20 protein-coding genes are annotated in these 21,036 nt (G+C 58.6%); 1 reads left to right on the plus strand and 19 read right to left on the minus strand.

The genetic code is table 11. The features are described from left to right. Nucleotides 1-9: 9 nt before the first annotated feature. The 12 genes from trbL to I4X03_RS04840 form a co-directional block, all read right to left on the minus strand. Nucleotides 10-1,644, minus strand: coding sequence for a P-type conjugative transfer protein TrbL (trbL, locus tag I4X03_RS04785; protein ID WP_223466510.1), 1,635 nt, complete (start codon nucleotides 1,642-1,644; stop codon nucleotides 10-12). Nucleotides 1,645-1,654: 10 nt separating this feature from the next. Beyond that, complete coding sequence (gene trbK, locus I4X03_RS23280) at nucleotides 1,655-1,855, minus strand: entry exclusion lipoprotein TrbK (RefSeq protein WP_223466516.1); 201 nt, start codon at nucleotides 1,853-1,855, stop codon at nucleotides 1,655-1,657. A 9-nt stretch (nucleotides 1,856-1,864) separates the two neighbouring features. Further along, complete coding sequence (gene trbJ / locus I4X03_RS04795; protein ID WP_223466517.1) at nucleotides 1,865-2,644, minus strand: P-type conjugative transfer protein TrbJ; 780 nt, start codon at nucleotides 2,642-2,644, stop codon at nucleotides 1,865-1,867. 17 nt (nucleotides 2,645-2,661) lie between these two features. Further along, nucleotides 2,662-4,083: a TrbI/VirB10 family protein gene (locus tag I4X03_RS04800; protein ID WP_223466521.1), complete on the minus strand. Its 1,422-nt coding sequence runs from the start codon at nucleotides 4,081-4,083 to the stop codon at nucleotides 2,662-2,664. A 6-nt stretch (nucleotides 4,084-4,089) separates the two neighbouring features. Further along, a complete protein-coding gene (locus I4X03_RS04805) occupies nucleotides 4,090-4,533 on the minus strand; it encodes a conjugal transfer lipoprotein TrbH (protein ID WP_223466522.1) in 444 nt (147 codons plus the stop codon). A gap of 1 nt (nucleotide 4,534) precedes the next feature. Beyond that, nucleotides 4,535-5,473, minus strand: coding sequence for a P-type conjugative transfer protein TrbG (gene trbG / locus I4X03_RS04810; RefSeq protein ID WP_223466529.1), 939 nt, complete (start codon nucleotides 5,471-5,473; stop codon nucleotides 4,535-4,537). An 11-nt stretch (nucleotides 5,474-5,484) separates the two neighbouring features. Beyond that, nucleotides 5,485-6,258, minus strand: a complete 774-nt coding sequence (locus tag I4X03_RS04815; RefSeq protein ID WP_223466531.1) for a VirB8/TrbF family protein — start codon at nucleotides 6,256-6,258, stop codon at nucleotides 5,485-5,487. Further along, nucleotides 6,255-8,837 (minus strand): VirB4 family type IV secretion/conjugal transfer ATPase, encoded by a 2,583-nt coding sequence (locus I4X03_RS04820; protein WP_223467573.1) that lies wholly within the window; start codon nucleotides 8,835-8,837, stop codon nucleotides 6,255-6,257. Before I4X03_RS04820 ends, I4X03_RS04815 begins: the two co-directional genes overlap by 4 nt. Continuing rightward, nucleotides 8,834-9,145 carry a conjugal transfer protein TrbD gene (locus tag I4X03_RS04825; protein WP_223466533.1) on the minus strand — a complete coding sequence of 104 codons (312 nt, stop codon included), beginning with the start codon at nucleotides 9,143-9,145 and terminating at the stop codon, nucleotides 8,834-8,836. The genes I4X03_RS04820 and I4X03_RS04825 overlap by 4 nt, the downstream gene beginning before the upstream one ends. A gap of 2 nt (nucleotides 9,146-9,147) precedes the next feature. Then, nucleotides 9,148-9,576: a conjugal transfer system pilin TrbC gene (gene trbC, locus I4X03_RS04830; RefSeq protein ID WP_223466541.1), complete on the minus strand. Its 429-nt coding sequence runs from the start codon at nucleotides 9,574-9,576 to the stop codon at nucleotides 9,148-9,150. Between the two features lie 9 nt (nucleotides 9,577-9,585). Beyond that, nucleotides 9,586-10,548 carry a P-type conjugative transfer ATPase TrbB gene (trbB, locus tag I4X03_RS04835; protein ID WP_223466551.1) on the minus strand — a complete coding sequence of 321 codons (963 nt, stop codon included), beginning with the start codon at nucleotides 10,546-10,548 and terminating at the stop codon, nucleotides 9,586-9,588. A gap of 214 nt (nucleotides 10,549-10,762) precedes the next feature. After that, a complete protein-coding gene (locus I4X03_RS04840) occupies nucleotides 10,763-11,173 on the minus strand; it encodes a transcriptional regulator (protein WP_223466553.1) in 411 nt (136 codons plus the stop codon). Between the two features lie 968 nt (nucleotides 11,174-12,141). On the opposite strand from I4X03_RS04840, the gene I4X03_RS04845 reads away from it, so the two are divergent. After that, the gene (locus I4X03_RS04845) at nucleotides 12,142-12,528 is read left to right on the plus strand and encodes a YegP family protein (RefSeq protein WP_223466555.1); all 387 of its coding nucleotides are present in this window, start codon (nucleotides 12,142-12,144) and stop codon (nucleotides 12,526-12,528) included. Nucleotides 12,529-12,827: 299 nt separating this feature from the next. Here the strand turns inward: I4X03_RS04845 and I4X03_RS04850 are convergent, their stop codons facing one another. From I4X03_RS04850 to I4X03_RS04885, 7 genes are all read right to left on the minus strand, one after another. Next, nucleotides 12,828-13,574, minus strand: a complete 747-nt coding sequence (locus tag I4X03_RS04850; RefSeq protein WP_223466557.1) for a hypothetical protein — start codon at nucleotides 13,572-13,574, stop codon at nucleotides 12,828-12,830. A 210-nt stretch (nucleotides 13,575-13,784) separates the two neighbouring features. Beyond that, a complete protein-coding gene (locus tag I4X03_RS04855; protein ID WP_223466559.1) occupies nucleotides 13,785-14,249 on the minus strand; it encodes a hypothetical protein in 465 nt (154 codons plus the stop codon). A 1,281-nt stretch (nucleotides 14,250-15,530) separates the two neighbouring features. Then, a complete protein-coding gene (locus I4X03_RS04865; RefSeq protein WP_223466561.1) occupies nucleotides 15,531-15,785 on the minus strand; it encodes a hypothetical protein in 255 nt (84 codons plus the stop codon). Nucleotides 15,786-15,971: 186 nt separating this feature from the next. Further along, entirely contained in the window at nucleotides 15,972-16,322 is a 351-nt protein-coding gene (locus I4X03_RS04870) for a DUF3147 family protein (protein ID WP_223466563.1), read from the minus strand. Nucleotides 16,323-16,380: 58 nt separating this feature from the next. Then, on the minus strand, nucleotides 16,381-16,755 hold the full coding sequence (locus I4X03_RS04875; protein ID WP_223466565.1) for a hypothetical protein: 375 nt from the start codon (nucleotides 16,753-16,755) through the stop codon (nucleotides 16,381-16,383). A 59-nt stretch (nucleotides 16,756-16,814) separates the two neighbouring features. After that, nucleotides 16,815-19,913 carry an efflux RND transporter permease subunit gene (locus I4X03_RS04880; RefSeq protein ID WP_223466567.1) on the minus strand — a complete coding sequence of 1,033 codons (3,099 nt, stop codon included), beginning with the start codon at nucleotides 19,911-19,913 and terminating at the stop codon, nucleotides 16,815-16,817. A 6-nt stretch (nucleotides 19,914-19,919) separates the two neighbouring features. After that, on the minus strand, nucleotides 19,920-21,035 hold the full coding sequence (locus I4X03_RS04885; RefSeq protein WP_223466569.1) for an efflux RND transporter periplasmic adaptor subunit: 1,116 nt from the start codon (nucleotides 21,033-21,035) through the stop codon (nucleotides 19,920-19,922). Nucleotide 21,036: the final 1 nt, after the last annotated feature.

Here is a 21,036-nt window from a genome sequence, read left to right on the forward strand (position 1 = left end):
CGCTGCTGGTTAGGACGCTTTGTTACCGCGATCGCGAAAAGCGGCCACCTCCGACTCCGCATCCAGGCCCTTGTCGTCGACCGCGGCCGACAGGCTGTCAGTGCCGAACTTCGCCACCTTGTCGGCTGCGGCCCGAGTATTGATCGCGTTAGCTATCTTGCCGCCCGTTGATTCGCCTATTCGGTCCGCCGCGCTCTGCCGCAAATCAGCGCCCTTTGCCTTTGCAACGTCCCAGGCGCCCACAGCCAGGTTGGCAGCAGTGCCGGCCGCGATCTTGCCGGCACGGGCCGCCTTTATACCCAACCCGCCTTGCTTCGCGTCTCCTGCCGCCTCGCCTTTATCTGCCGCTGCAGCGCCCTTGTCACCGCCTTCAGCTGCAGCCTCCTTCTGGCCGGCGCCTTCGCCGGCTCCCCCGGCCTGCTCTGCGCCTTCTGTCGCGCCACCCGAGCTGCCCGAGCTGCCCGAGCCGGTGAGGCCGCTCGAGCTACCCGTGCTAGACCCGCCGCCGTCGCCCATCGCTGCCGCGAGAGGACTGCCCACAGCCGCATCGTTAGCTGCATCATCGCCGCCACTACCACCGCCACCCCCAGCCGCTGCCAGCAGGGAACCGGCGCCGCCGCTTGCGCCCTCCGCGGCACTCGCCTTCGAATATGCCGCCATCAACGCTTGTGCACCGCCCGCTGCCCCTGCGGCACCGGCCGCGATCGCGGCACCGGCCGTCGCAATTGCAGCACCAGCCATCGCCGCTGCCCCTACCACCGCGCCCGCCCCGAACCCTTGGCCAAGCGCCCCGGTGCTACCGCCTGCGAGACTGCCAACAACGCCGGGAACAGTACGGACCAGCGCCAGCAAGATTATCGAGACAAGCAGCATCACAGCCAATTCCTTAATCAGCAGGCCGTTACTCAAGCCGGCGTAATATTGGTCCACGAACGACTTGCCAATCCCGATAAGAAGAATCATCGCGAAAAGCTGGCCGGCGATACCCAGGACCGTCTTGAAATAAGTGATCGCCATATCCGACGTCCAACGCGAGCCGCCAAAGCCAAGGAAGAAAACGCCGGCATATGCGAGGATCCAGCCGCTGACCAATAGGAGGAGCATGTTCACCCCGATTAGTGCGAACACAACCAAAATGATGAGCGCCATAATCATCCCGATCAAGCTATCAATCGGCTTCCACATATCGGTCTGATTGAGCGCCTTCACAAAAATATCGAAACCAATATCGACAATTCCAGAAGGTGCCATGGTGTTAGGAATTCCAGCAGCTTCGGCCCCGACCATTCGGAGTGAGCGCATGATCGACTCCGCGAACGCCGAGCCATTTGTCAGCAACCACCAGAAGAAGCCTGTAAAGATTGTGAATCGGATGAACTCGGCGTAAAACTCGCCAATATCCGCTTTGCGCAGTGCCATCATTCCGAAGGTCCAGACCATACTAATAACTGCCAGCGTCCAGAACAACCAGGTTGCACGCGTGATTATGATCGCGCCCCAGGTAGCCGCCGCAGTTGTGTAGCGTTCAAGAACGGTATCGAGGACCCCCACATTGTCGATAGCTGCAGCGGCTTGCACTGAAAAGAGTGCCAGCCAAATAAGCACAAGTATCGATGGGTGTTTAAGGATGACAGGCTTTTCCATTTTTGTTACCTCACCAATTTCGGACCGGACTCGGCGTATGTACCGCGCCTCTGCGCGGGCAGCGCTTTTCCAGCTCTGCTTTTGCCGCGGCATCGGTCCTTGTTTCTAGCGCCTTGCAATCAACGTATGCGACACTGTCGCTACAAGCGGTGACTGCTGAAAAGGCCGCCAACGCGGCCACCAGGGAGATATAACGTGTTGTTCTCGACATTGCTCCTCCTTACCAAGTTCTGACAGGACTACGCTGGAAAGTGCCAGCCCTTTGCAACGCTGCGTTTGCAGCCTCTTTTGCTTCCCGATCGGCGAGCACCTGATTGCGCGTCGCAATCGCATTCTGCTGCGCGAGCAGGAGGCCACGAATCTGCAGCAGCTGGTTCGACTGGTGGCTGGCCAGCTGGTTTGCGTAACCGATCGCCTGCATTTGGCCGGTGGCACCCTGCGCCGAGGCCTGCAAGCGCTCCAGCTGATGCGCATCCGTTTCCAGCGAGTCCTGCTGCTGGTCGATCCCGCGGAACAGCGCATCGTTCGCCTTCTTTTGAGCCTCTGAACCCAGGCGCTCTTGCGCCTTCATCGCGTCCCATTGGGCTTGCGTGCAACCATTCACCGAATAGCACGGGTGCGCTTGGTAGCCGGCCGTGTCCTTGAACTCGCGCAGATATGCATCGATGTTGCCCATTTGAGTCTTGTAGTGATTCAGCGTGTCGATCGAGCCGCGGAGTGCAGTCATCGTGCGCTGTGCCTGGTCCCAAATATGCGTCGCCGGCGATGCCGTATTGCGCAGCATGTTCTCGTACTGCTGCAACTGAGTCCTGTACTGCTCGATTTGCTTTAGGGTTTGAGAAACGCTCTCAATTGCCGAAATCGTGCTTTGCGACGCATTCACGGCATCGAACACTGGCAGTCCACTCGCCAGTGTCGGCGCTGCCGCGCCAATTGCGGCTGCTAAAGCCACAGCTGCCCCGAATTTGGCGGCTAAAACGTGACGACCTTTCCTTTCCATGATTTTTCTCCTTAAGGTTAATAATCAAAGGCTTGATACGGCTTGGAAAACGTCATGTCTTTGGTGACGATGACATTGAAACGGTAGCCTGGCCGGATCTCCAGCGTGGGCGAGACGCTGAGGTTCTTTGCGATGAGTTGCGCCGTGACCTGGCCCAGTTGCTGCCCCACGGACTGGCTGAGCGCGCTGCTAAAGCTCGGGCTGCCGTATGGCGTACTCTCGGGCTGGCTCTTCGCAATGCCAGCCGTTACAGCGGACATGAGGAAGGCAGACCCGAAGATGCGGAAGTAATGGTTGTTCACCTCATCCTTGAAGCCGGCGTATCCAGCGCTGTCGGCCCCAGGCATTGCGCCAATGTCCATCGCTTTACCATCAGGGAAAATAATGCGCTGCCACGCGATTAGCACTCGTGACTGGCCGTAAATAACCTCACTGTTGTATGCGCCGAAAAGGCGCGAACCGCGCGGGATCAGCCGCCACTTGCCCGTCGGCGTGTCGTACACGTCCTGGCTGGTTTGCGCCACGATGGTTCCGGGCAATTCTGAATTGATTCCGGAAATGAGCAAGGCTGGAACAACGAAGCCAGCGCGCAGTTCGTAAGGCGTCCTTGGCGCTTCGGGCTTCGAGTCGAGCCGCCAGCGGTCACCATGGCCCGATCCGGCAAAGCGGGCGATATCGTTGCTGCCGACGCCAGCCTGGACGAGCTGGGTAGCATTGGCGCCTGCTTCGCCTGCGCCGGTACGTGCCGCGCCTTGCAGCTGCTGCAGCTGCTGGAGCCGCGCCTGATAGGTCGTTGTTGGATCGTCCCGGGTTGCGGCATCGATCTGCTGCCTCACGGCCGCAAGACCCGCCAGGACCTCGGCGTTGCTGGCGGGCGCCGTGCCTGCCGCGGCGAGGGCGGCCGGTGGCGAACCCGAACTGCGCGGGGTGCTGAGCTGGATACCCGTCCGCGCCTTGACGGCCTCATCGAGCTGTTGCAGCTTCATCATGCGGATGCGCTCAGCCTCTTCTTCGCGTGTACTACGTGGCGCCATTCCCTGCGCTTGCGGCCCTGACCCGGCGCGTTCCTGCGACGTCGGCGGCTGGGGCGGCAAATCCAGGTCTGCAGGCCTGGCGATCGGAATGCTGCCCGGCTGCTCGGCAGATGCAAGATCAGGGACCACAAGCGGCGACGCCTTCGCCTGAATGATGCCGTCCTTCTGGTCGCCGGCCAGCTCTTGGGCGAACATTACGGTAGAGCCCGTCTTGGGTTGCTGCTGTTGGGCCGGTTGATTCTGCTGTGCAGCCCTGTCCGACGCGACCAAGACCATGATGAGGAGAAAGACGCCAATAAGCGCGCCGATGATATAGACGGGCAGATTGTTTACGCGCCGGATTCCCCCGGTACGGGCGCCGGGCGAGGCGTCTGGCAGCATGTCATCTTCTGAAATCGTGCTCATGGCCTGTCACTCCTTTCTTGCCCAATAGCCGGCGGGAGTCAGCGCCCCGTCCTTGGTCGCGTACACCCGCGACAAGGCTTCATGATTGAAAAACAGGGTGACGCTATAGAGGTCGGTGCCGGCCAGCTGGTCGAACACATACGCAAAGGCATACGATCCGGGCGCCGGGGCGGCCTGCGTGGCCGTATATTCATCCAACGCATAGCCCTTGGTGCGCATGGTCGCCACCAGGGCGGTTCCGAACCGATCCGTCGCCGGATGTCGCAGGTTGAGCCTGGTCCGCGCAGGCGGATATACGCTGGTCAGGCGCTTCACAACATCCTGAACCACGACTTTCTCATTGGCCGGGCTGACGGTCGCATAACTGCCGTAGCCGGCCGTCCGTTGATTGGTGGCTGAGCAACCGGCGAGACAAGCCAGCAGCAGGACGGGGAGCGTAGCTGTACGCATGTTATTTCTCCCGAATGATGGTGACGCTTTGCTGATCCCGGCCGACGCCGGCTGACAAGATACCTTTGTGGAATACGGCGTCGACGATGTAGCGATCCTCATGGATGCGGTAGTTCACCTGAGCCATCACATCGTCGCTGAACAGGCCGCCGTCCTTCAGAACGACCCTCAAGATTGGCGCTTCCGTTTCCGCCATTGCTGCTGGCATCTGAATGATGGTTCTGACGCCATCGTTATAGACACGAACAGGCTTCCAGGGGGCCTTGCCTTTGATGTCGTAAGCGAAGCTGAGATTAGCAATGCTCTCCTTGGTCTCCGGAATAATTTGTTCCTGCATTAGCTTCGCCTCCCGCATCTTGACGGCATCCCACTTGGCCAGAGCATCCTCGGGGTAGATGAATCCGACTCGGGCCATGAACTCGGTACGGTGCGAGCGCAGATTGATGTGGTAGGAACGGCGGTTGGTGGTCACGATCAGATTGGTGTTGAGGCCGACGTCCTGCGGTTTCAGGATCAAATGCTGCACTTCGGTTGCGCCGGACCCGCTCACGGCCGGTTCCACGATAAAGCGCGGATCGCCCCCGTTGAGGTTGTTGACCTGTTCGCCCGGCTGCAGCTCGATATCGCACGCCTTCAACACTGCGCACACGACGCTGATTTGCTGGGTGCCGTACACGAAGCGCACCATGCCGTCGTTACCGGCCACTGGCTTCATGCCGGTGGCGCTCGCGGCTTGCCATTTTTGAGCAATCGCCAGTGCAGCTTTTTCCTGTGCCGTGAGCTTGGGCGCTTTCTTCGAGAAATAGGCCTCTGCTGCGTCGCGTTCCTGAACGGGCGTTGTGTTTTTGCCTGATTGCTTGCCGCTGGCCGCGTTACCGCTGGTCGCTATCGCGAACAAGGGCGCAGCGCTCAGTATCATCGCTATCAAATGCTTGTTCATGGAATTGCCCCTTAAAGTTGTTTCGACCAAGCGAAGTCGCGCAGGTGGATACCCAGCGGGTTATCGTTCATTTCCTGTTCCGTTTTTTCCGGGCCGGCCGGCACCGTGTAGACCGTCAAGAGCGCACGCCAGCGCTGGGGCTTGCTCTTCAAGACTCCCTGCCGATCGCGCGTTGTTTCGATCCAGTCGACCTGGTACGTGTCGGGTGTCTGCGCCAGGACGGTTTCGATTTCGACGCTGACCAGTTCTTTTTCTGCCCGCTTGAATGGACTGCTGCTGTCCGTACCGTTAAGCCATTCGTTGGTCTTCGCAGTGGCTGGGTCATTTGGTGCGAGCATCGCGTACACGCGGAATACCGCCTTGCGTTGCAACGATACGTCGGGCGTCACCAGACGTACGTCGCTGATCCATGCCGCCACGCTGGCGCGCAGGATGGCCGGATCGGCTGCTGTGGTGCGCTGGGCCGGGGCCACCGCCACCACCTGGCCCAGCTTGTCCACCTGGACGATGTAGGGCACGAACTTGGACTGACTGCCGATATGGATCATGCCGCCCACGCTGGCCAGCATAAGCAGCAACGCCGCCATAGCGACGACTTGCCACATCTGACGACTGGCGGCACTCGCCGCGTAAATGTCGTTCCAGGTCCGGCGCGCTGAGAGCCACGGGTTTTCGCTCTCGCCATGGCGACGACCGCCGTCGACCAGTTCCTTATCGCGGCGCGTGTCACTGTCCGGCCGCTTCATGACCAGTTTCTTGATCCGCTCTCCGAAGCTCATATTCATGCTGTCACCTCTTCATCTTTGCGTTGCTGTTTCGTCGGCTGCTCCATTCCCACGTAATCGCTGAGCTTGAGTCCCTTCGCTGACAGCCATTCGTGTACCCATTCATCGCCGTATTTCGCTTCAAGCCGCTCGATTTCCGCGATCGAATCGAGGTCAGTAGCGCCCGCAAATGCAAGGGCCATCGGGCCGAGGGCCAGCTCGTACAGGCGCCGGCCATTCTCCGAAACGCAGTAGTACTGCTTCTTCGGAATGGCAGTGGCGACAATTTCAATCTGGCGTTTGTTGAGGCCCATCCGGCGATACAGGGCCGCGGTATCAGGATCTCGGGCGTACACGTTGGGGAGGAAGATCTTGGTCGCGGTCGATTCCACGATCACATCGAGGATGCCGCTGTTCTCGGCATCCGTCAGGTTTTGCGTCGCCATCACAACCGAACAGTTCTTCTTCCCGAATGCCTTGAGCCATTCCCGGATCTTCTCCCGGAAGGCGGGATGCCCCAACATGATCCAGGCTTCGTCCAGGAACAGGATCGCCGGCTGGCCATGCAGGCTGCGCTCGATGCGACGGAACAGGTAGAGCAGCACCGGCAGCGCGTACTTTTCGCCCAGGTTCATCAGGTCTTCGATCTCGAAGGTGGTGAACTTCGACAGTTTCAGGCCATCATGCTCCGCGTCGAGCAGCTGGCCCATCATCCCGTCGACCGTGTACTGTTTCAGCGCTTCGCGGATCGGCTCGTCCTGTACCGTCATCGTGAACTCAGACAGGGTGCGGGCGCCGCTTTCATGCATGTTGATGATCGCAGTGCCAATTTCGTTGCGTTGCGCCGGCGTCGTGATAAGACCGTTGAGCGCGAGGATCGTGTCAATCCATTCCATCGCCCAGGCCCGATCGCCCTTGGTGTCGAGGAACTGAAGCGGGCAGAAGGCCAACCGGCTGCCCTCGGCACCGACAGCGAAGTGAAGGCCACGCACGCCCTTTGTCGTGGGATACATTGACTTGCCTTTTTCAAAGCAGTAGACCGACATGCCCTGATAGCGCAGCGCCTGCAGCGCGAGAAGTGCCAGCTTGGTCGACTTGCCGGAGCGGGTCCGGCCGGCCATGAAGCAGTGGCCCAGGTCCGCTACATGCAGGTTGAACCGGAACGGCGTCGAACCATTCGTCACGCAGTGCATCAAGGGCGGCGCATGTGGCGGGTACAGCGGGCAAGGCGCGTAATTCAGGCCAGTCCAGATCGTACTTGTCGGCAGCATGTCGGCCAGGTTCATCGTGTTAATGAGCGGCCGGCGCACGTTTTCGACGCCGTGCCCTGGCAGGCTTCCCAAGAACGCGTCAAGCGTGTTGATGGTCTCTATGCGCGCCCCGAAGCCAAGGCGGCGGATCGCTTTCGACAGCTGCAGCGCGCCAGCTTCCACATGCTCGCGGCTCTCGTCCATCAGCACCACGACACTGGTGTAGTAGCCGTCTGCCACCAGGCCGCTGTTCACTTCCGCGATGGCCGATTCGGCATCGCTGACCATCGACACAGCATCTTGGTCGATAGACCCGGTGTTTGTATTGAACACCTGGTCGAAGAAGCCGCGGACCTTCTGCTTCCACTTCTTCCGATACTTCTCCAGGTGCGAAACGGCTTCGTGCGGGTCCATGAAGATGAAGCGGCTCGACCAGCGATATTCACAAGGCTGTTCCGCGAGAGCCGACAGGATCCCGGGCGAAGACTCAAGTGGGAAGCCGTCGATCGCGACGACCTGGATATAGTGACGCCCTATTTTCGGCACCACGCCGCCCCAAAGTTCCTGGCCCCCGATCAGCATGTCCAGGTACATCGGATTGCTGGGCAGCTGAATCGGCTGATTCAGGCCGGTTGTGCAGAACTGCAGCCAGCGCAGGAAATCATCGTGCGTGACCGTGCCGCCGTCTTCCTGTACGAACTTGTTACACCGAAGGCGTGACAGCCTCACCGCAGCTGACAGGCGGGAGTCGATCGTCACGCAATCGCGCTTGAACATATCGATCAGGCCTTGCGTGCGCGCCTGGTGGTTGAGCGCTACAGCCTCGTCATCGAACATCATTTCGACAAACTTCCGCTCAGCCAGCAAGGGCGGAAAGTACGTCAGGGTAAGGACGAAGTAGCCTTCATACATTGTTCCCAGGCGCTCGAAGAGGCGGCGCCGCTCTTCCTCGACTGCGGCCGACACGGGATCGGGGAAATGCGACAGGCCACGATCAGAATAGCCAGCAGCTGGCCTGCGCACCGCGTCCACGTGCATCATCCAGCCGTTGCCAAGGCCCGATAGGGCCTGGTTGATCCTGAATGACACCATTTCCCGATTCTCTTCGGTACTGCTCTCGTTGTCGTCGCCCTGGTACAGCCAGGCGGCCATCAACGAGCCGTTCTTGCCGACAATGACACCGTCGTCGACCACGGCCGCGTAGTTCAGCAGATCGGCGAACCCGGCCGCCTTGGACCGGTGCTTTTTCAGCTGGGCCTCGTTGTTCACGGCGCGGATGCGCGCGTAGAGCAACAGCAGCATCAGTCCGCCGAGGCCAGCCAGGGCGTATGCGATGGTTGTGACTATCATTTGTATTGCCTCCCTTGACTGCCTGTGTTCAAGCGGAATGGCGTGCTGCGCGCGGCGTAATACGGCTTGTACTTCCGGTGCCGCATGTACACCTTGCGCATCTGAGGGTCTGACTTGGCCATGCGCCGGGTCGCAAAAAGCGCCCCGAACCATAGCGAGAGTCCGACCACCGTTGCCCTCAACTCTTGTGCGTTGAAAATCAGTGAGAACGCCAGCAACCCCGAGAACATCACCAGTTCACGATCCCCACCCATGAACAGGTTGTGTCGATTGCCGGCCCGACGAATGGGTATCGTGCGGAGCGCCATCGCTATGCCTCCTGGCCTGCAGCCGCCATTGCCATCATGCGGACGCTCGTCACGGCCGCATCGCCGATGGCGGCAATTTCAGCGCCGCGGCCGAAGAAGGTGCTCATGACGTTCTGCGCGCCGACCAGCAGGGCCATTACCAATACCAGGAAGATCAGGGTACGGAAGAAACCATTGAGGTCGCCGCCGAAGACCAGCACGCCGCCGGCGACGACGATGCCGATCGTCGACAGCGCGAACGCAACCGGCCCGGTCACGGAGTTGCGCAGGTTGGTCAACCAGCTTTCGTACGGCAGCGAGCCGCCCGTTCCTTCGGCAGCAAACGCCGTATGTGGGGCAAAAACGATGACGAAGAGCAGCAGTCCGGCGCAAGCGTAGAACGTCAGGGTACGTTTGTAGGCATCGGACTGGCTGATGGGTATTGCGCGCATGACAAGCTCCTATAGAGTTTTGGTGAGGTAATCGCCGCTGGCGTAGCCGGAAACTTCCAGCACTTCCTGCACGCGACGGCCTTCGGGGATACGGGCGATGTGAATGACCACATGAACCGCCTCGCCGATCAGCGGTTCAATTTCGGCCGGGGCCGATTCGTTACGTGAAATCAGGGATTTGAGCCTGGTCAGGCCGGCATGCGCGCAGTTTGCATGCAGTGTGGCGGCGCCGCCTTCGTGCCCGGTATTCCAGGCATCAAGCAGGTCAAGCGCTTCGGCGCCGCGCACCTCGCCGACTAGAATCCGGTCCGGACGCATCCGCAAAATGGTCTTGAGCAGCGCGGTCATCGAGACTTCAAGCGAGGTGTGATACTGGACAAAGTTCTCGGCGTTGCACTGAATCTCGGCGGTATCCTCGATGATGCAGATCCGCTCGTGGGAATTGCTGACAACCATTTCATTGATGATTGCGTTCACCAGCGTTGTCTTGCCCGAGCCGGTTCCACCTGTAACCAGGATGTTTCGATGGGCAAGTACGGCCTTGATAATCGCGTCGCGCTGCGCCGACGTCATGATTCCGGCCTCGACGTACTGGTCGAGGGTGAAAATATGGATCGCTTTTTTTCGGATCGAGAACGCCGGCCCTTGGACCACGGGCGGCAGCTGGCCAGCGAAGCGCATGCCCTTAATGGGCAGTTCGCCTTCGATCAGCGGCTTTAGATGCCTGACTTCCTTGCCGTGATAGGCAGCGACCGTCTTTATGATCGCCTCGGCCTGAGCGGGACGAAGCGTGCCGATGCACTTCATGCGCTCGCCCAGGCGCTCATGCCACAGCCGCCCGTCCGGGTTGCACATCACCTCTGCCGTCCGCGGATCGTTAAGCGCAGTCATGAGCGTAGGACCCATGTCGCGCTCTAGCTTAACCTTCGCCCGATCTTTCACGGTCGCCAAGTTGTCGTCTGGCTCATCCATAGCTTATCCCCTACTGACCGCCTCGATAATACATCGCTGCGGATATACCGAAAGCAGACACAGGACAAACAAGGGGGATTTCTAGCGCGTTGGTTTACTCAGGTTTGACCAAGCGCAAACTAAAGCGCATTGGTCCTGTCGGAAGGGGAGGGCGAGCCGCTGTCGGGGGAGGCAGGAAGGCGAGGCGTTGCGCGCTCGCCTGAATATTTAGCCGCTAAAGCTTCTTTTCCTGGCGTTCAACCTTTCGGTTGTCTGGGTTCATTTTTGCCAGCTTCTTACGATTCTCCTGATCCCACTGCCGGACCTGGAATGCCTGGAATTCCGTCAGAGTGGCGGCCACTCGAACGTAGCCGCCGGGAAGACTAAGCCGGGCATGACCGCCTGCTAGTACGTCCAGCGATTCCTTGTCCAAGTCCGTTGACTCAAGCAAGGTCGCCAGCGGCGTTTCCAGTGCTGCCGCAATCTGTTCCATGATCCGCAGCGAGGGGTTACCTTGGCCAGTCGTCAGGTCCGATAGGAACGATATGGAAATGTTGGCTTTGGTCGCTAGATCTGACTTCGTAAGTCCCTTTTCGTCCAGGATACGAAGGATATTGGTAAAGAAAATGATGTGATAAAAGTACACGGCCGTTTTTAGTTATTGTTTGTTAGGAGATTTTAGCCGCTAAATTCTCGTTCAGGTAACAATTGCTAGCGTTCCCCTGCAGTGCCTCGTAGCTAGTCGTAAAAGCTTATCTCGAGGATCCGAAATATTCGTTACGCTCAAGTGCAGAATAGCTCGATTAATCCTTGAAACAAATGCTGCGCATCAAACAGAGCGTGCAAAGCCGTTGACTATGGGGAGGGGAATTTTCGCTGCGCGAAAACCGGCTATGTCGTGCGCGAGCTCATCGAGCCTCCGGTGGAGTCTCGCCCCTTCGGGCTTCCAGCGCCTTTCCAACGGCATCCCTAGCCTAAAAGCAGACGCGCTCGCTGCGGCAGCTCCCGGCGCGAAATTGGCGTTACTGTGCCAGCTTGAGTTGCGCTTGGCCGGAGCGTGAGTGGGAGTCAAACCCCGAGGGTCATTGAAGTAGGGGTGAAGATTAGCCGAGTAGGTAGTAGGTCCCGCTTACAGGTCACTTAGATTGATCACCTCAACGGTGATTGACTCCCAGGCGAGGCCCAAAGAAGCATTCGATAGAGCGCTATGCTGCAGTCCTCGTCGCTTGCTGAGCGAAGCCGGCAGAGCGGTAGGTCTTGCTTACGGGTCGCTCTCGCAACCTTTCAATTGTCTTCGCATCAAAAGACCCGCAGAGTAGACACGGATCAATTTCGGCTTTATACTGTATTTAAATACAGTGTCTAGTCGTCAAAAGAGCGATGAAAGACAGGTCAGCGCGGGGGTGAAGTTAAGGACGGGTTGCCAGCGGTAGTGTAACGCCCGTTCGAGTTCGCAATGATGTTATTGCGGGTACCACCCCAGTGAGCATTTGCGCACTGGTAACTACGCACGACCTACCGGTTCGACAGCTTCACCATTATTTAAGACCTCTGTAATACAAGGGTTTTCGGTAATGGTTTTGGTAGGTTGGGCATGTCCTGTAAGGATTACATATGTATTTCACGATCTACCCGGCCGAGCAAGGCCAGTTCCGATGGAACCTGAAGTCGGCGAACCACGAGAACATTTGCAGTGGTGAGAGCTACCACAACAAGGCCGACTGCGTGAAGGCTATTCAACTGGTGAACGGGATGAACAACTATCCGACTCGCGACCTAACACTGATGGCTTCCGCCTTCGGCACCGGCTTGATGTCTCCATGGCGGGCAGCAATGGCTGGAATCGAATCAATCCCAGCGAGTAAAGGAATGCTTTCTAGCGCGTCCATTGCTAGCGCCGGATTGTTAGGTCATGCGATCGAAAGCGCGTCCTCGACATGGAAACCAACAGGACTGCTGAGCGATTTCTTAGGTAACGGCTTCGCTCAGCCGAAGCGGTAGCAGTACCGGGGCGGCCGCTGGAAATGCAGCAACTAGCCGCCCTGTTCAATCCTTGACCTGACCGCAACCATCTTGGTTCGCTGGTAGTCACGGCGGATTGACCCGCCTACGGTCGGCGATGCCCCGACGAAGCTCACAATTGAGCTGTATATAGGTCACCAGGATATCAAAAAACCGGCGATCGAGGATGCAACGGATTATCGCGCCAGGCGGGCCAGGCATACCAACACCGCGCCCTGTTCTGGGCGACGCGGCAGCAAAAGTCTAGGAGGAACGCATGCGCGACGCCCAGCAGCTAGCTATTGCTCCATGTGGTCGACGCCGTGTATTTGATTTAGCTCCGCAACAATCGTGTGTGCGTCGTCGTATGCTACCTTTGCCGGCGGATGTCCATCCAGTACGTAAGACATCATCGCCAACATATACGCTCCTGCGGCAACTACGTTGCTGGTGATATGGAAAACAGCGAGAGAGTCAGCTGGATGAATGCAACGCAGTTGGGCTAACCAATGTTCTCCGCCATCCTCAACGTTCATGTGCGGAAGCACTGCATCTACATTAGGGTGCGCACCGGAATCTATCGCCATCGAATAAAAAGTTTGTACTACGGTATGCAGTTCGGGATTGAGCTTCGCTAGCTCCCGCAGTCCATTTGACGCCGTGAAGCTTTCGCGGCACTTTTTTTCGGCTGACTTGCTCCTTGCCCTGTTCGTCCAAATCTCTTCTTTACCTGGGTCCGCTGTCATTATCAAACCGAACAAAACACTTTCCAGTCCTGCGCGCACCACTGGATACACAGGCGGCATTTGCCCGCCCAAGGCAATTCTTACTCCAGCCAAAAAGTAACCGTGGGCAGTAAGTAGTAGGAACGCAGGAGTTGGTCGCCCCTCGTACGATCCTCCCATCAAGTTCTCAAAGCTCTGATGAATCCTGTCCATCAAGGCATAGATTTCCGGATGCTGGTTTTTGATCTGCCGTTCGTTTTGATGCGTTACATCCAGAAATTTAGCCAATTCGCGTTCGCTTGGTTCTCGACCATTGGTCATGGTTTGTCCGCAGATAAAGTAAGAAAAAAGGTCTAGGCCAATCGTGCGGCTTAGAGCCTGACCCGATTAAGGTCAAGCGTGATCTCCGGACGCTCAGGCGTGAGCTGTATCCAGGTCACTGTACAAGTCACTGTGAATTCCCGCGGCATGCAACTCTGGAGGCGTCATTGCAGCCAGACGGTAGTTCGCATTTGTTAGCGGGGCCGGATCTCAGTATCTAGTAGCCACACCACAAACCATCAAAGCCGCACCCAGGATGAAGAAAAAAATACTCGCCCTAATGCACCACATAACTCCAGCAATTGCTGGAGCAGGTGTGTCCTCGATGAGGGCGATCAACGCCGACTCAGTGTGAACGAGAAATGTTAGACAAGCGCTTACCGCGCCGATCAAGAACGAACTGAGGATGGCGATTGCAAACCATTTGAACGGACCGAAACTATCTTTGACGATCAGGGCTTGAGTCATTGCAAGCATAGCGGCTACGCCTGCACTGTTCAGAACTGTGAATGCTTTTGCAGCCTCCAGCACTGTAGCTCTGACACCGGCGGAACCGGCGATACCATTAGCGACTCGCATTTCGAGCTTCGCGTTTTCTTTAGTCAGCGCCGCAAGGTCTTTTTTTGCATCCACAAGTTCAATTTGGCCGACCGCAAGTTCTTCGCTTGGATTCAAGGTGAAATCTCCACTGTTGTCTCTTGGCATCGTAACACGACCGCGAATGCGGACTGCATTAGTAGGAGACGATGGGACAGGCTTTTGGCCACCTACCTAGTCCTTTGGAGTATGCCCTTTTCACCGCTGGAATCCGGTACTGCCGTTTGCTTCTACCGACCAAACCGAACCAGTACGCCCAAACGACTCTAACAAGACTCAACATATGAGCAGCTTCATCCGGGTTTACCTACGCGCATCGACCGAGTTCGCTCGCTACCGATGGCCTCGGCAGCGCTCGCCATTTGTCGTTGTTGCAACTTGCGATCGCTCTTCCCGTTTCCGGGGTTACTCGCTATACTGTGTTTTTATACAGTAGTCTTGAGGTCGACATGTCATCTACGTTTGGTACTTGTTCCTTGCAGACGCCGCGTTATGGTGGCCGATCGATGTCATCCACAGTAACGGTGCTCAAGGAGGGTACCCTGTTGGGTCTGGATGCCGGGGCGGATGGCGCGCCGTGCAAGAGCCAGAGCAGCGGCGACGCCCTAGCCAATGGAGCCTCCGACCGAGTCGCTTTTCCCGGAGCCAGGTGGCACAGAGGAAGACCAGGTGCGCATGATTGAGTTGCTGGTAGCACGCCTTGGGAGCGATAAGGTCCGTCAAGTGAAGCCAATCGCAGATCATCGGCCGGAGATCGCTAATGCCTGGGTTCCAATTCATGAAAAGGTTCGGGAAGCGGGGGTTGCTAGTCAGCTTCCGCCAAACTTGGGGAGCATGCAGCGACCGATCTGGTTGCTGGTTAAGCCTATTCCACTGCTTGTCCGAAACCATAGGCCGTTCTACGGATCTCCACTGCGAATGGTGTCAGGTCCAGAGCGCGTAGAAGCAGGGTGGTGGGGAGATACGGCTGCTAGAGATTACTGGATTGCAGAAGGCCAGGAACACGCTTTGTACTGGGTCTATCGGGAGCGGGTCGCCGGAGCAGGCGAGGATCCAGAACCACGCTGGTTCCTCCACGGGCTGTTTGGATAGTCAAATTAGCACTATCGAATTGCAAGGATTGACTTTCGAATACTCTCGGCGCTCGACGGCATGGCCCGCACTCAAGCGCTAATTTGTGAAACTCCTCCGCAGCATCGTGAGGGCTAAGTCGAGCCGATCGCACAGAGGCACGTGCATCAGGAACCAAGTCATCTATGTCCCCAGCGGTCAAATACCCGGAGAACGACATGGTCTCCTTGAATTTCGCGACGATGCTCGACGGGAGGTTGGGTCCATAAATGAAGTATTCGAGATACTTCAAGAAGTGCGGATGAGCATAGATTTCTTCGCCCGAGGTGCCGTTTTTTCGAAAATCTGCTGACGAGACTTCCCACGCCCTCCCGGATTGTGCTCAGGATCGGTGAAGTCTAGAAGGCGTACTTCAGGAATCGCTTCGCGTTTCAATAAGGACTCGGTCAAGGCAGCCATCGGCACGAGAGATGCGCGTAGCTCGTCATGAGATGTATGGCGGAATTTGATTTGAGTCAAGAGACCCATCTCGCGCTCGGTCAATTCGATATCCGGCACTCTCAAATGGAGACCTCTTAAACAGGATTAAAAAGCTATCGTATCTGGCTCGGTGTCTGATGCTGCTGACCGCTAAGTGTACCAAAACCGATTTTTTAAAGCAGTCAAGTAATGCAGTTTCAGCGAAATCTATCGCCGAACCGCCGGGAACGCCTCGTCCAGTGTCCGACCTTAAAGAAGGGTAATTCCGAATCGCTTTACCGCCAGTGCAAACGCTCCAAAACAAGCGATCGTGATCAATGCGCAGGAACCCAAGGTCCACCAGAACCCCAACCGCTGCAGCAGCCACGGAAATGCAAGGAACATTGGCAGAGTCGGCACCACATACCAGAAGGTGTACCACGCATGATTCGCGAGCTTAGCCTGTGGCTGGTTTTCGATATGTAGCCACACCAAGGTGAGCAACGTGATCATCGGCAGCGCGGCAACGAACCCACCGAAGCGATCGCTACGTTTCGCCACCTCCGACACCAGTACGACGACCGCCGCGGTAATCAAGTATTTTGTGATGAGCCACTTCATTGTTCTCCCTTTCACTTGGTTATTCCGGTGGACGTCGGAACGGCCACCGGAACTGCGCTTACTTGATTGAGAAGCGCACGCTGACAGCCTTCTTGTCCGCGAAGGTGATTGCCGCAACCGCCTTACTGCCTGGTGCCAGCTTAGCGTCGCCCTTGACGACTAAGGTGTTGTCTGCGCCGGCCCCGAGTGGCAGCGCCGTCTTTTGCGTGCCCTTGAGCACCGTCAAGGTACCGGTTGCACCTGCGGTCGGCAATGCCTGATCGTGGTCGTCGACGTAAATCGTAGTGCTACCCTCTTTAGCCACCAGTTCGAACGCGAGGTCGCCTGCGCTCTGCACGATGCCACCGTGCTTGGCCTTGGCACCGTGCGCAAGAGCGTTACCTGACAGGGCAACACTGGCCGCGAGGGCTACTACTGCAAAGATCTTTTTCATTTCATGCTCCAGAAAACTGTAGCGGCTTGGGATGGGCGCCGCCACTTGGCCCATATGAATCAATAGGTGTAGCCGCCTTTTTCAGCCAGCAACCGCTCCAGCGGCTTGCGGCCGACCTTCCAGAAGATGAGCGGTGTGAGCAACGAATCGAGGAGGGTGGAACTGATCAGTCCCCCGAAAATGACGACCGCGACCGGATGCAGGATTTCCTTGCCCGGTGCGTCGGCAGCCAGCAACAGCGGCGTCAATGCAAAGGCAGCGACGAGCGCCGTCATCAGGACCGGCGTCAAACGCTCGATCGAGCCACGCACGATCATTGGCCAGCCGAAGGTCTCGCCCTCGAACTTGCAGAGGTTGATGTAGTGGCTCACCTTCAAGATGCCGTTACGGGTCGCGATGCCGGCCAGGGTAATGAAGCCAACCATCGAGGCGACCGACAGTGACACCCCGGCAATCCACATGGCGACGACGCTGCCGACCAGGGCGAACGGAATGTTGCCCATGATGACGAGTGCCAGTGTCGAGGATCGATAGCGCGAATAGAGCACCAGGAAGATCAGCACGAGCGAGGCCAGCGACAGACCGGCAATGAGCTGTTGAGCCTGTTCCTGGGCCTGGAACTGGCCTTCGACGCTCACAAAATAGCCGCCCGGGAGCTGGCTGGCGGACACTGTCTTGCGCACGTCTTCGATGATCCGAGACATGTTAGAGCCGTCCGTATTTGCGTATACGACTATGCGGCGGCGCCCATTTTCACGACCGATCTGGTTTGGGCCATCGCCTTCTTCCACAGTCGCAACACTCGACAGCGGGATCTGTCCCGCCGGGGTGGTGAGCATCACGCGCGCGAGGTCCTGTGGTGAGCGGTCCACGTCTGCCAGGCGCACAACGAGGTCAAAGCGGCGCGCGCCGTCGATCACCTGTGTGACACGCGTGCCTTCTGCCAGCGACTGCAGCGCCTGGAGCACGTCACCTGCGGCCAGACCATACTGCGCAGCCTTGCGGTAGTCGATGCGCACCTTGATCTGCGGGATCAGGACCTGACGCTCCACCGATAAGTCGACGAGTCCAGGCACGGCCCGCAGGCGCCCCTGCAACCCGTCGGCCAGGCCACGCAGGGTATCAATGTCGTCGCCGTAGATTTTCAGGGCAATCTGCGCGCGCACCCCAGACAACAAATGGTCCAGACGATGCGAGATGGGCTGCCCGATTGCTACCGATGCCGGAATAACAGAGAGCTGGTTGCGAATGCTGGCCATGATCTCTTCGCGCGACCGCTCGGATGGCTTCAGGTCGACGTCGATCTCGGATGAATGGACGCCCTCGGCATGCTCGTCCAGCTCCGCGCGGCCAGTACGACGCCCGACCCTGGTGACTTCCGGCACCTGGGCAATTAGGGTTTCAGCGAGGGAACCCATGCGATTGGCCTCCGCAAGCGAGGTACCCGGCGTGAACGTCATGCCCATCACCAGCGAGCCTTCGTTAAACGCCGGCAGGAATGCACGCGGGAAGAAAGGAACCGATGCAGCGGCCGCCACGACAGCGATGAGGGCAATTGCCAGCATCAGGCGGATACGCGGGAAGGTCCAGTTCAGCGCGGCGGTATCCCATTGCTTCATGCGACGTACGATCGGGCTGTCGCCACGGTGCAGGGACTTCATGCGGGGGAGCAGGTAGTACGCCAGGGCAGGCGTAACCGTCATGGAGACCAGCATCGAGGCCAGGATCGAGGCGATGTAGGCAATGCCCAGCGGCGCGAACAACCGTCCCTCGATACCAGGCAGGGCAAACAGCGGCACGAACACGAGTACCACGATCACGGTGGCATAGACGATGCCCGAGCGCACCTCAACGGAGGCATGCCAGATCACCTCCAGTACTGACTGACCGTCTTCTTTGCGCTGCTTGAGCCGGCGTACGATGTTTTCGACATCGACCACGGCATCGTCAACCAGTTCGCCGATCGCGATGGCCAGGCCCCCTAGTGTCATCACGTTAATGGACTGCCCCAGCAGGTGGAAGGCGAGCGCAGTCACCGCCAGCGAAAGTGGGATGGCAATCAACGAGATTAGCGTAGTGCGAACGCTGAGCAGGAAAGCGAACAGCACGATGGCGACTAAAATGGCGCCGTCGCGGAGGGCCTCTACAACGTTCCCGATCGAGGACTCGATGAAGTTGGCTTGCCTGAACAGGACCACGGGCTGCGAAATGCCGGCCGGCAGACCCTGCTTGAGTTCCGCCATCGCCGTCTCGATGTCGCGCGTCAGGCGCACCGTGTCGCCCGCCGGCTGTTTCTGGACGCTGACAATCACCGCCGGCTTGCCGTTCAGGCCTGCATCGCCGCGCTTGAATGCCGGCGCGTAGCGCACGCTGGCGACCTGTTCGAGAAGGACTGGTGCCCCGTTGCGATAGGCTACAGCCAGGCCGCTGATGTCTTCCAGGCGATTAGTACGGCCGAGGTTGCGGATCAGGTATTCGCGGTTGTTCAGGTCGACGAACCCGCCACTGGTGTTGGCCGCGAAGCCGCGTAGCGCAGTAGTAACTTGTTCGAGAGATACCCCAAATTGCGCCATGTGGGCCGTATCAGGCTCGACCCGCAACTGGCGCACTTCACCGCCGATCGGGATCACCTGCGACACGCCCGGGATCGACAGCAGGCGTGGCCGCAACACGAAGTCGGCATACTCGCGCGCCTTCATCGGATCGGTTTTGGCGACGTCGATCGGCAACGCGATTAGCATGATCTCGCCCATGATCGAGGACACCGGTCCCATTACGGGCGCGATGTTGCCAGGGAGTTGTTCCTTGACCAAGGTGATCCGCTCCGATACAAGCTGGCGGTTGCGGTAGATATCGGTACCCCAGTCGAACTCGGCATACACGATTGACAGACCTACGCCCGAGACCGAGCGCACGCGCGTTACCCCTGGCATGCCGTTGAGCGAGGTCTCGATCGGGAACGAGACCAGCTGCTCGACTTCTTCCGGAGCCATGCCTCCGGCTTCGGTCAGCACAGTGACGACCGGCTTATTCAGGTCAGGGAACACGTCTACTGGCGTGCGCCATGCCGTCATGGCACCGTAGACCATCAGCATCATTGCCGCCGCCAGGACGAACAGGCGGTTGTGGAGGCTGAAGCGAACTATAGAATTAAACATGGATGGTCACCTGATCTGGTTGATCAGGGAGGTGCCAATGACCACCACCCTGTTGTCGGGTGTAAGCCCCTTGGTGACGATGACAGTACGCGCATCGAGCGCGTTTGCCTCCACCGGCAGGGCAATGAAGCGCTGGGCACCAGATTTGATCCACACCACTGTTTCATTGGCCGGATTGCGCGCCAGTGCCGCCGCAGGCAGGGCAATTCCCTTGACCTTCGTATCTAGCTTGGCCAACACCGTGACCGGCTGACCTACCGCGAGGTCGAGGTTTGTACCGCTCGCACGGAAATTGATCGGCACGGCGCCGTCTCGTAGAGTGCGGCCGCCGCCCAGCAGCGACAGCTTGACGTCCGGCACGTCAACGAGCGTTGCAGTGCTGATTTTGCGGGCTATGCCCGCATCGGTAGACAAGGCTTCAATCACCATGCGCTGCGGATCGACGATCTCGAAAAGCACGTCGCGCGATTCGACGATCTGGCCGTTGAGGACCGACGCACTCGCAATGATGCCGCTGGCAGGGGCAACAATCGCTTCGCTGCCGCTGATCGATCCGGCCACCGCACGTTCCTGGCCGATCGTGCTGGTCAGTTCTGCCTGGGCCGCTTCAATTTCCTTCGCTGGCACCACGCCTTCGAGCGATTTCAGGCGTGTTACCCGCTTGGCCAGTAAGGTCTTGTTGGCGCGCAGTTCGGCAAGCTCCGCGGCTTGGTTGCCGCGCTCGATTGCAGCACCGGTTGGGCGCAGGCGAGCCAGAACCTGACCCTTGACGACACGTTGACCCGCGACCGGCAGGCCATTTGGCCCCGGCGTGATTTGCCCGGCGAACGGCGCCTGTACTCGGCCGCCAGCGTTCGGATCAATGCTTGCGCGGCCGTTCAAAGCCACGCTGCGTGCAAATTCCCCTTCTTTGACCATTAACGTTCGTACGCCCATGCGGCGCTGCGCCAGTTTTGGCACATTGACGCTGCCGTCAGGCAAACGCGCGAGGCCACCGACACTGGCAGTGGCCTGGCCATCCAGATGTTCGCCGTTCGGGCCGTGTGCGCCAGGGGCTGCCAGCAGGGAGGTCGCAAACATGCCAGCGACAAGGCCGGCAACAATTCGTTGAGTCATCTTCATA

The sequence above is a fragment of the Massilia soli genome, from assembly GCF_016809835.1.
Classification (GTDB): Bacteria; Pseudomonadota; Gammaproteobacteria; order Burkholderiales; family Burkholderiaceae_D; genus Telluria_A; species Telluria_A soli.

Coding starts and splice junctions, on each gene's coding strand:
- trbL (WP_223466510.1), bottom strand. CDS start 1,644: ATGGAAAAGCCTGTCATCCTTAAACACCCATCGATACTTGTGCTTATT.
- trbK (WP_223466516.1), bottom strand. CDS start 1,855: ATGTCGAGAACAACACGTTATATCTCCCTGGTGGCCGCGTTGGCGGCC.
- trbJ (WP_223466517.1), bottom strand. CDS start 2,644: ATGGAAAGGAAAGGTCGTCACGTTTTAGCCGCCAAATTCGGGGCAGCT.
- I4X03_RS04800 (WP_223466521.1), bottom strand. CDS start 4,083: ATGAGCACGATTTCAGAAGATGACATGCTGCCAGACGCCTCGCCCGGC.
- I4X03_RS04805 (WP_223466522.1), bottom strand. CDS start 4,533: ATGCGTACAGCTACGCTCCCCGTCCTGCTGCTGGCTTGTCTCGCCGGT.
- trbG (WP_223466529.1), bottom strand. CDS start 5,473: ATGAACAAGCATTTGATAGCGATGATACTGAGCGCTGCGCCCTTGTTC.
- I4X03_RS04815 (WP_223466531.1), bottom strand. CDS start 6,258: ATGAATATGAGCTTCGGAGAGCGGATCAAGAAACTGGTCATGAAGCGG.
- I4X03_RS04820 (WP_223467573.1), bottom strand. CDS start 8,837: ATGATAGTCACAACCATCGCATACGCCCTGGCTGGCCTCGGCGGACTG.
- I4X03_RS04825 (WP_223466533.1), bottom strand. CDS start 9,145: ATGGCGCTCCGCACGATACCCATTCGTCGGGCCGGCAATCGACACAAC.
- trbC (WP_223466541.1), bottom strand. CDS start 9,576: ATGCGCGCAATACCCATCAGCCAGTCCGATGCCTACAAACGTACCCTG.
- trbB (WP_223466551.1), bottom strand. CDS start 10,548: ATGGATGAGCCAGACGACAACTTGGCGACCGTGAAAGATCGGGCGAAG.
- I4X03_RS04845 (WP_223466555.1), top strand. CDS start 12,142: ATGTATTTCACGATCTACCCGGCCGAGCAAGGCCAGTTCCGATGGAAC.
- I4X03_RS04850 (WP_223466557.1), bottom strand. CDS start 13,574: ATGACCAATGGTCGAGAACCAAGCGAACGCGAATTGGCTAAATTTCTG.
- I4X03_RS04870 (WP_223466563.1), bottom strand. CDS start 16,322: ATGAAGTGGCTCATCACAAAATACTTGATTACCGCGGCGGTCGTCGTA.
- I4X03_RS04875 (WP_223466565.1), bottom strand. CDS start 16,755: ATGAAAAAGATCTTTGCAGTAGTAGCCCTCGCGGCCAGTGTTGCCCTG.
- I4X03_RS04880 (WP_223466567.1), bottom strand. CDS start 19,913: ATGTTTAATTCTATAGTTCGCTTCAGCCTCCACAACCGCCTGTTCGTC.
- I4X03_RS04885 (WP_223466569.1), bottom strand. CDS start 21,035: ATGAAGATGACTCAACGAATTGTTGCCGGCCTTGTCGCTGGCATGTTT.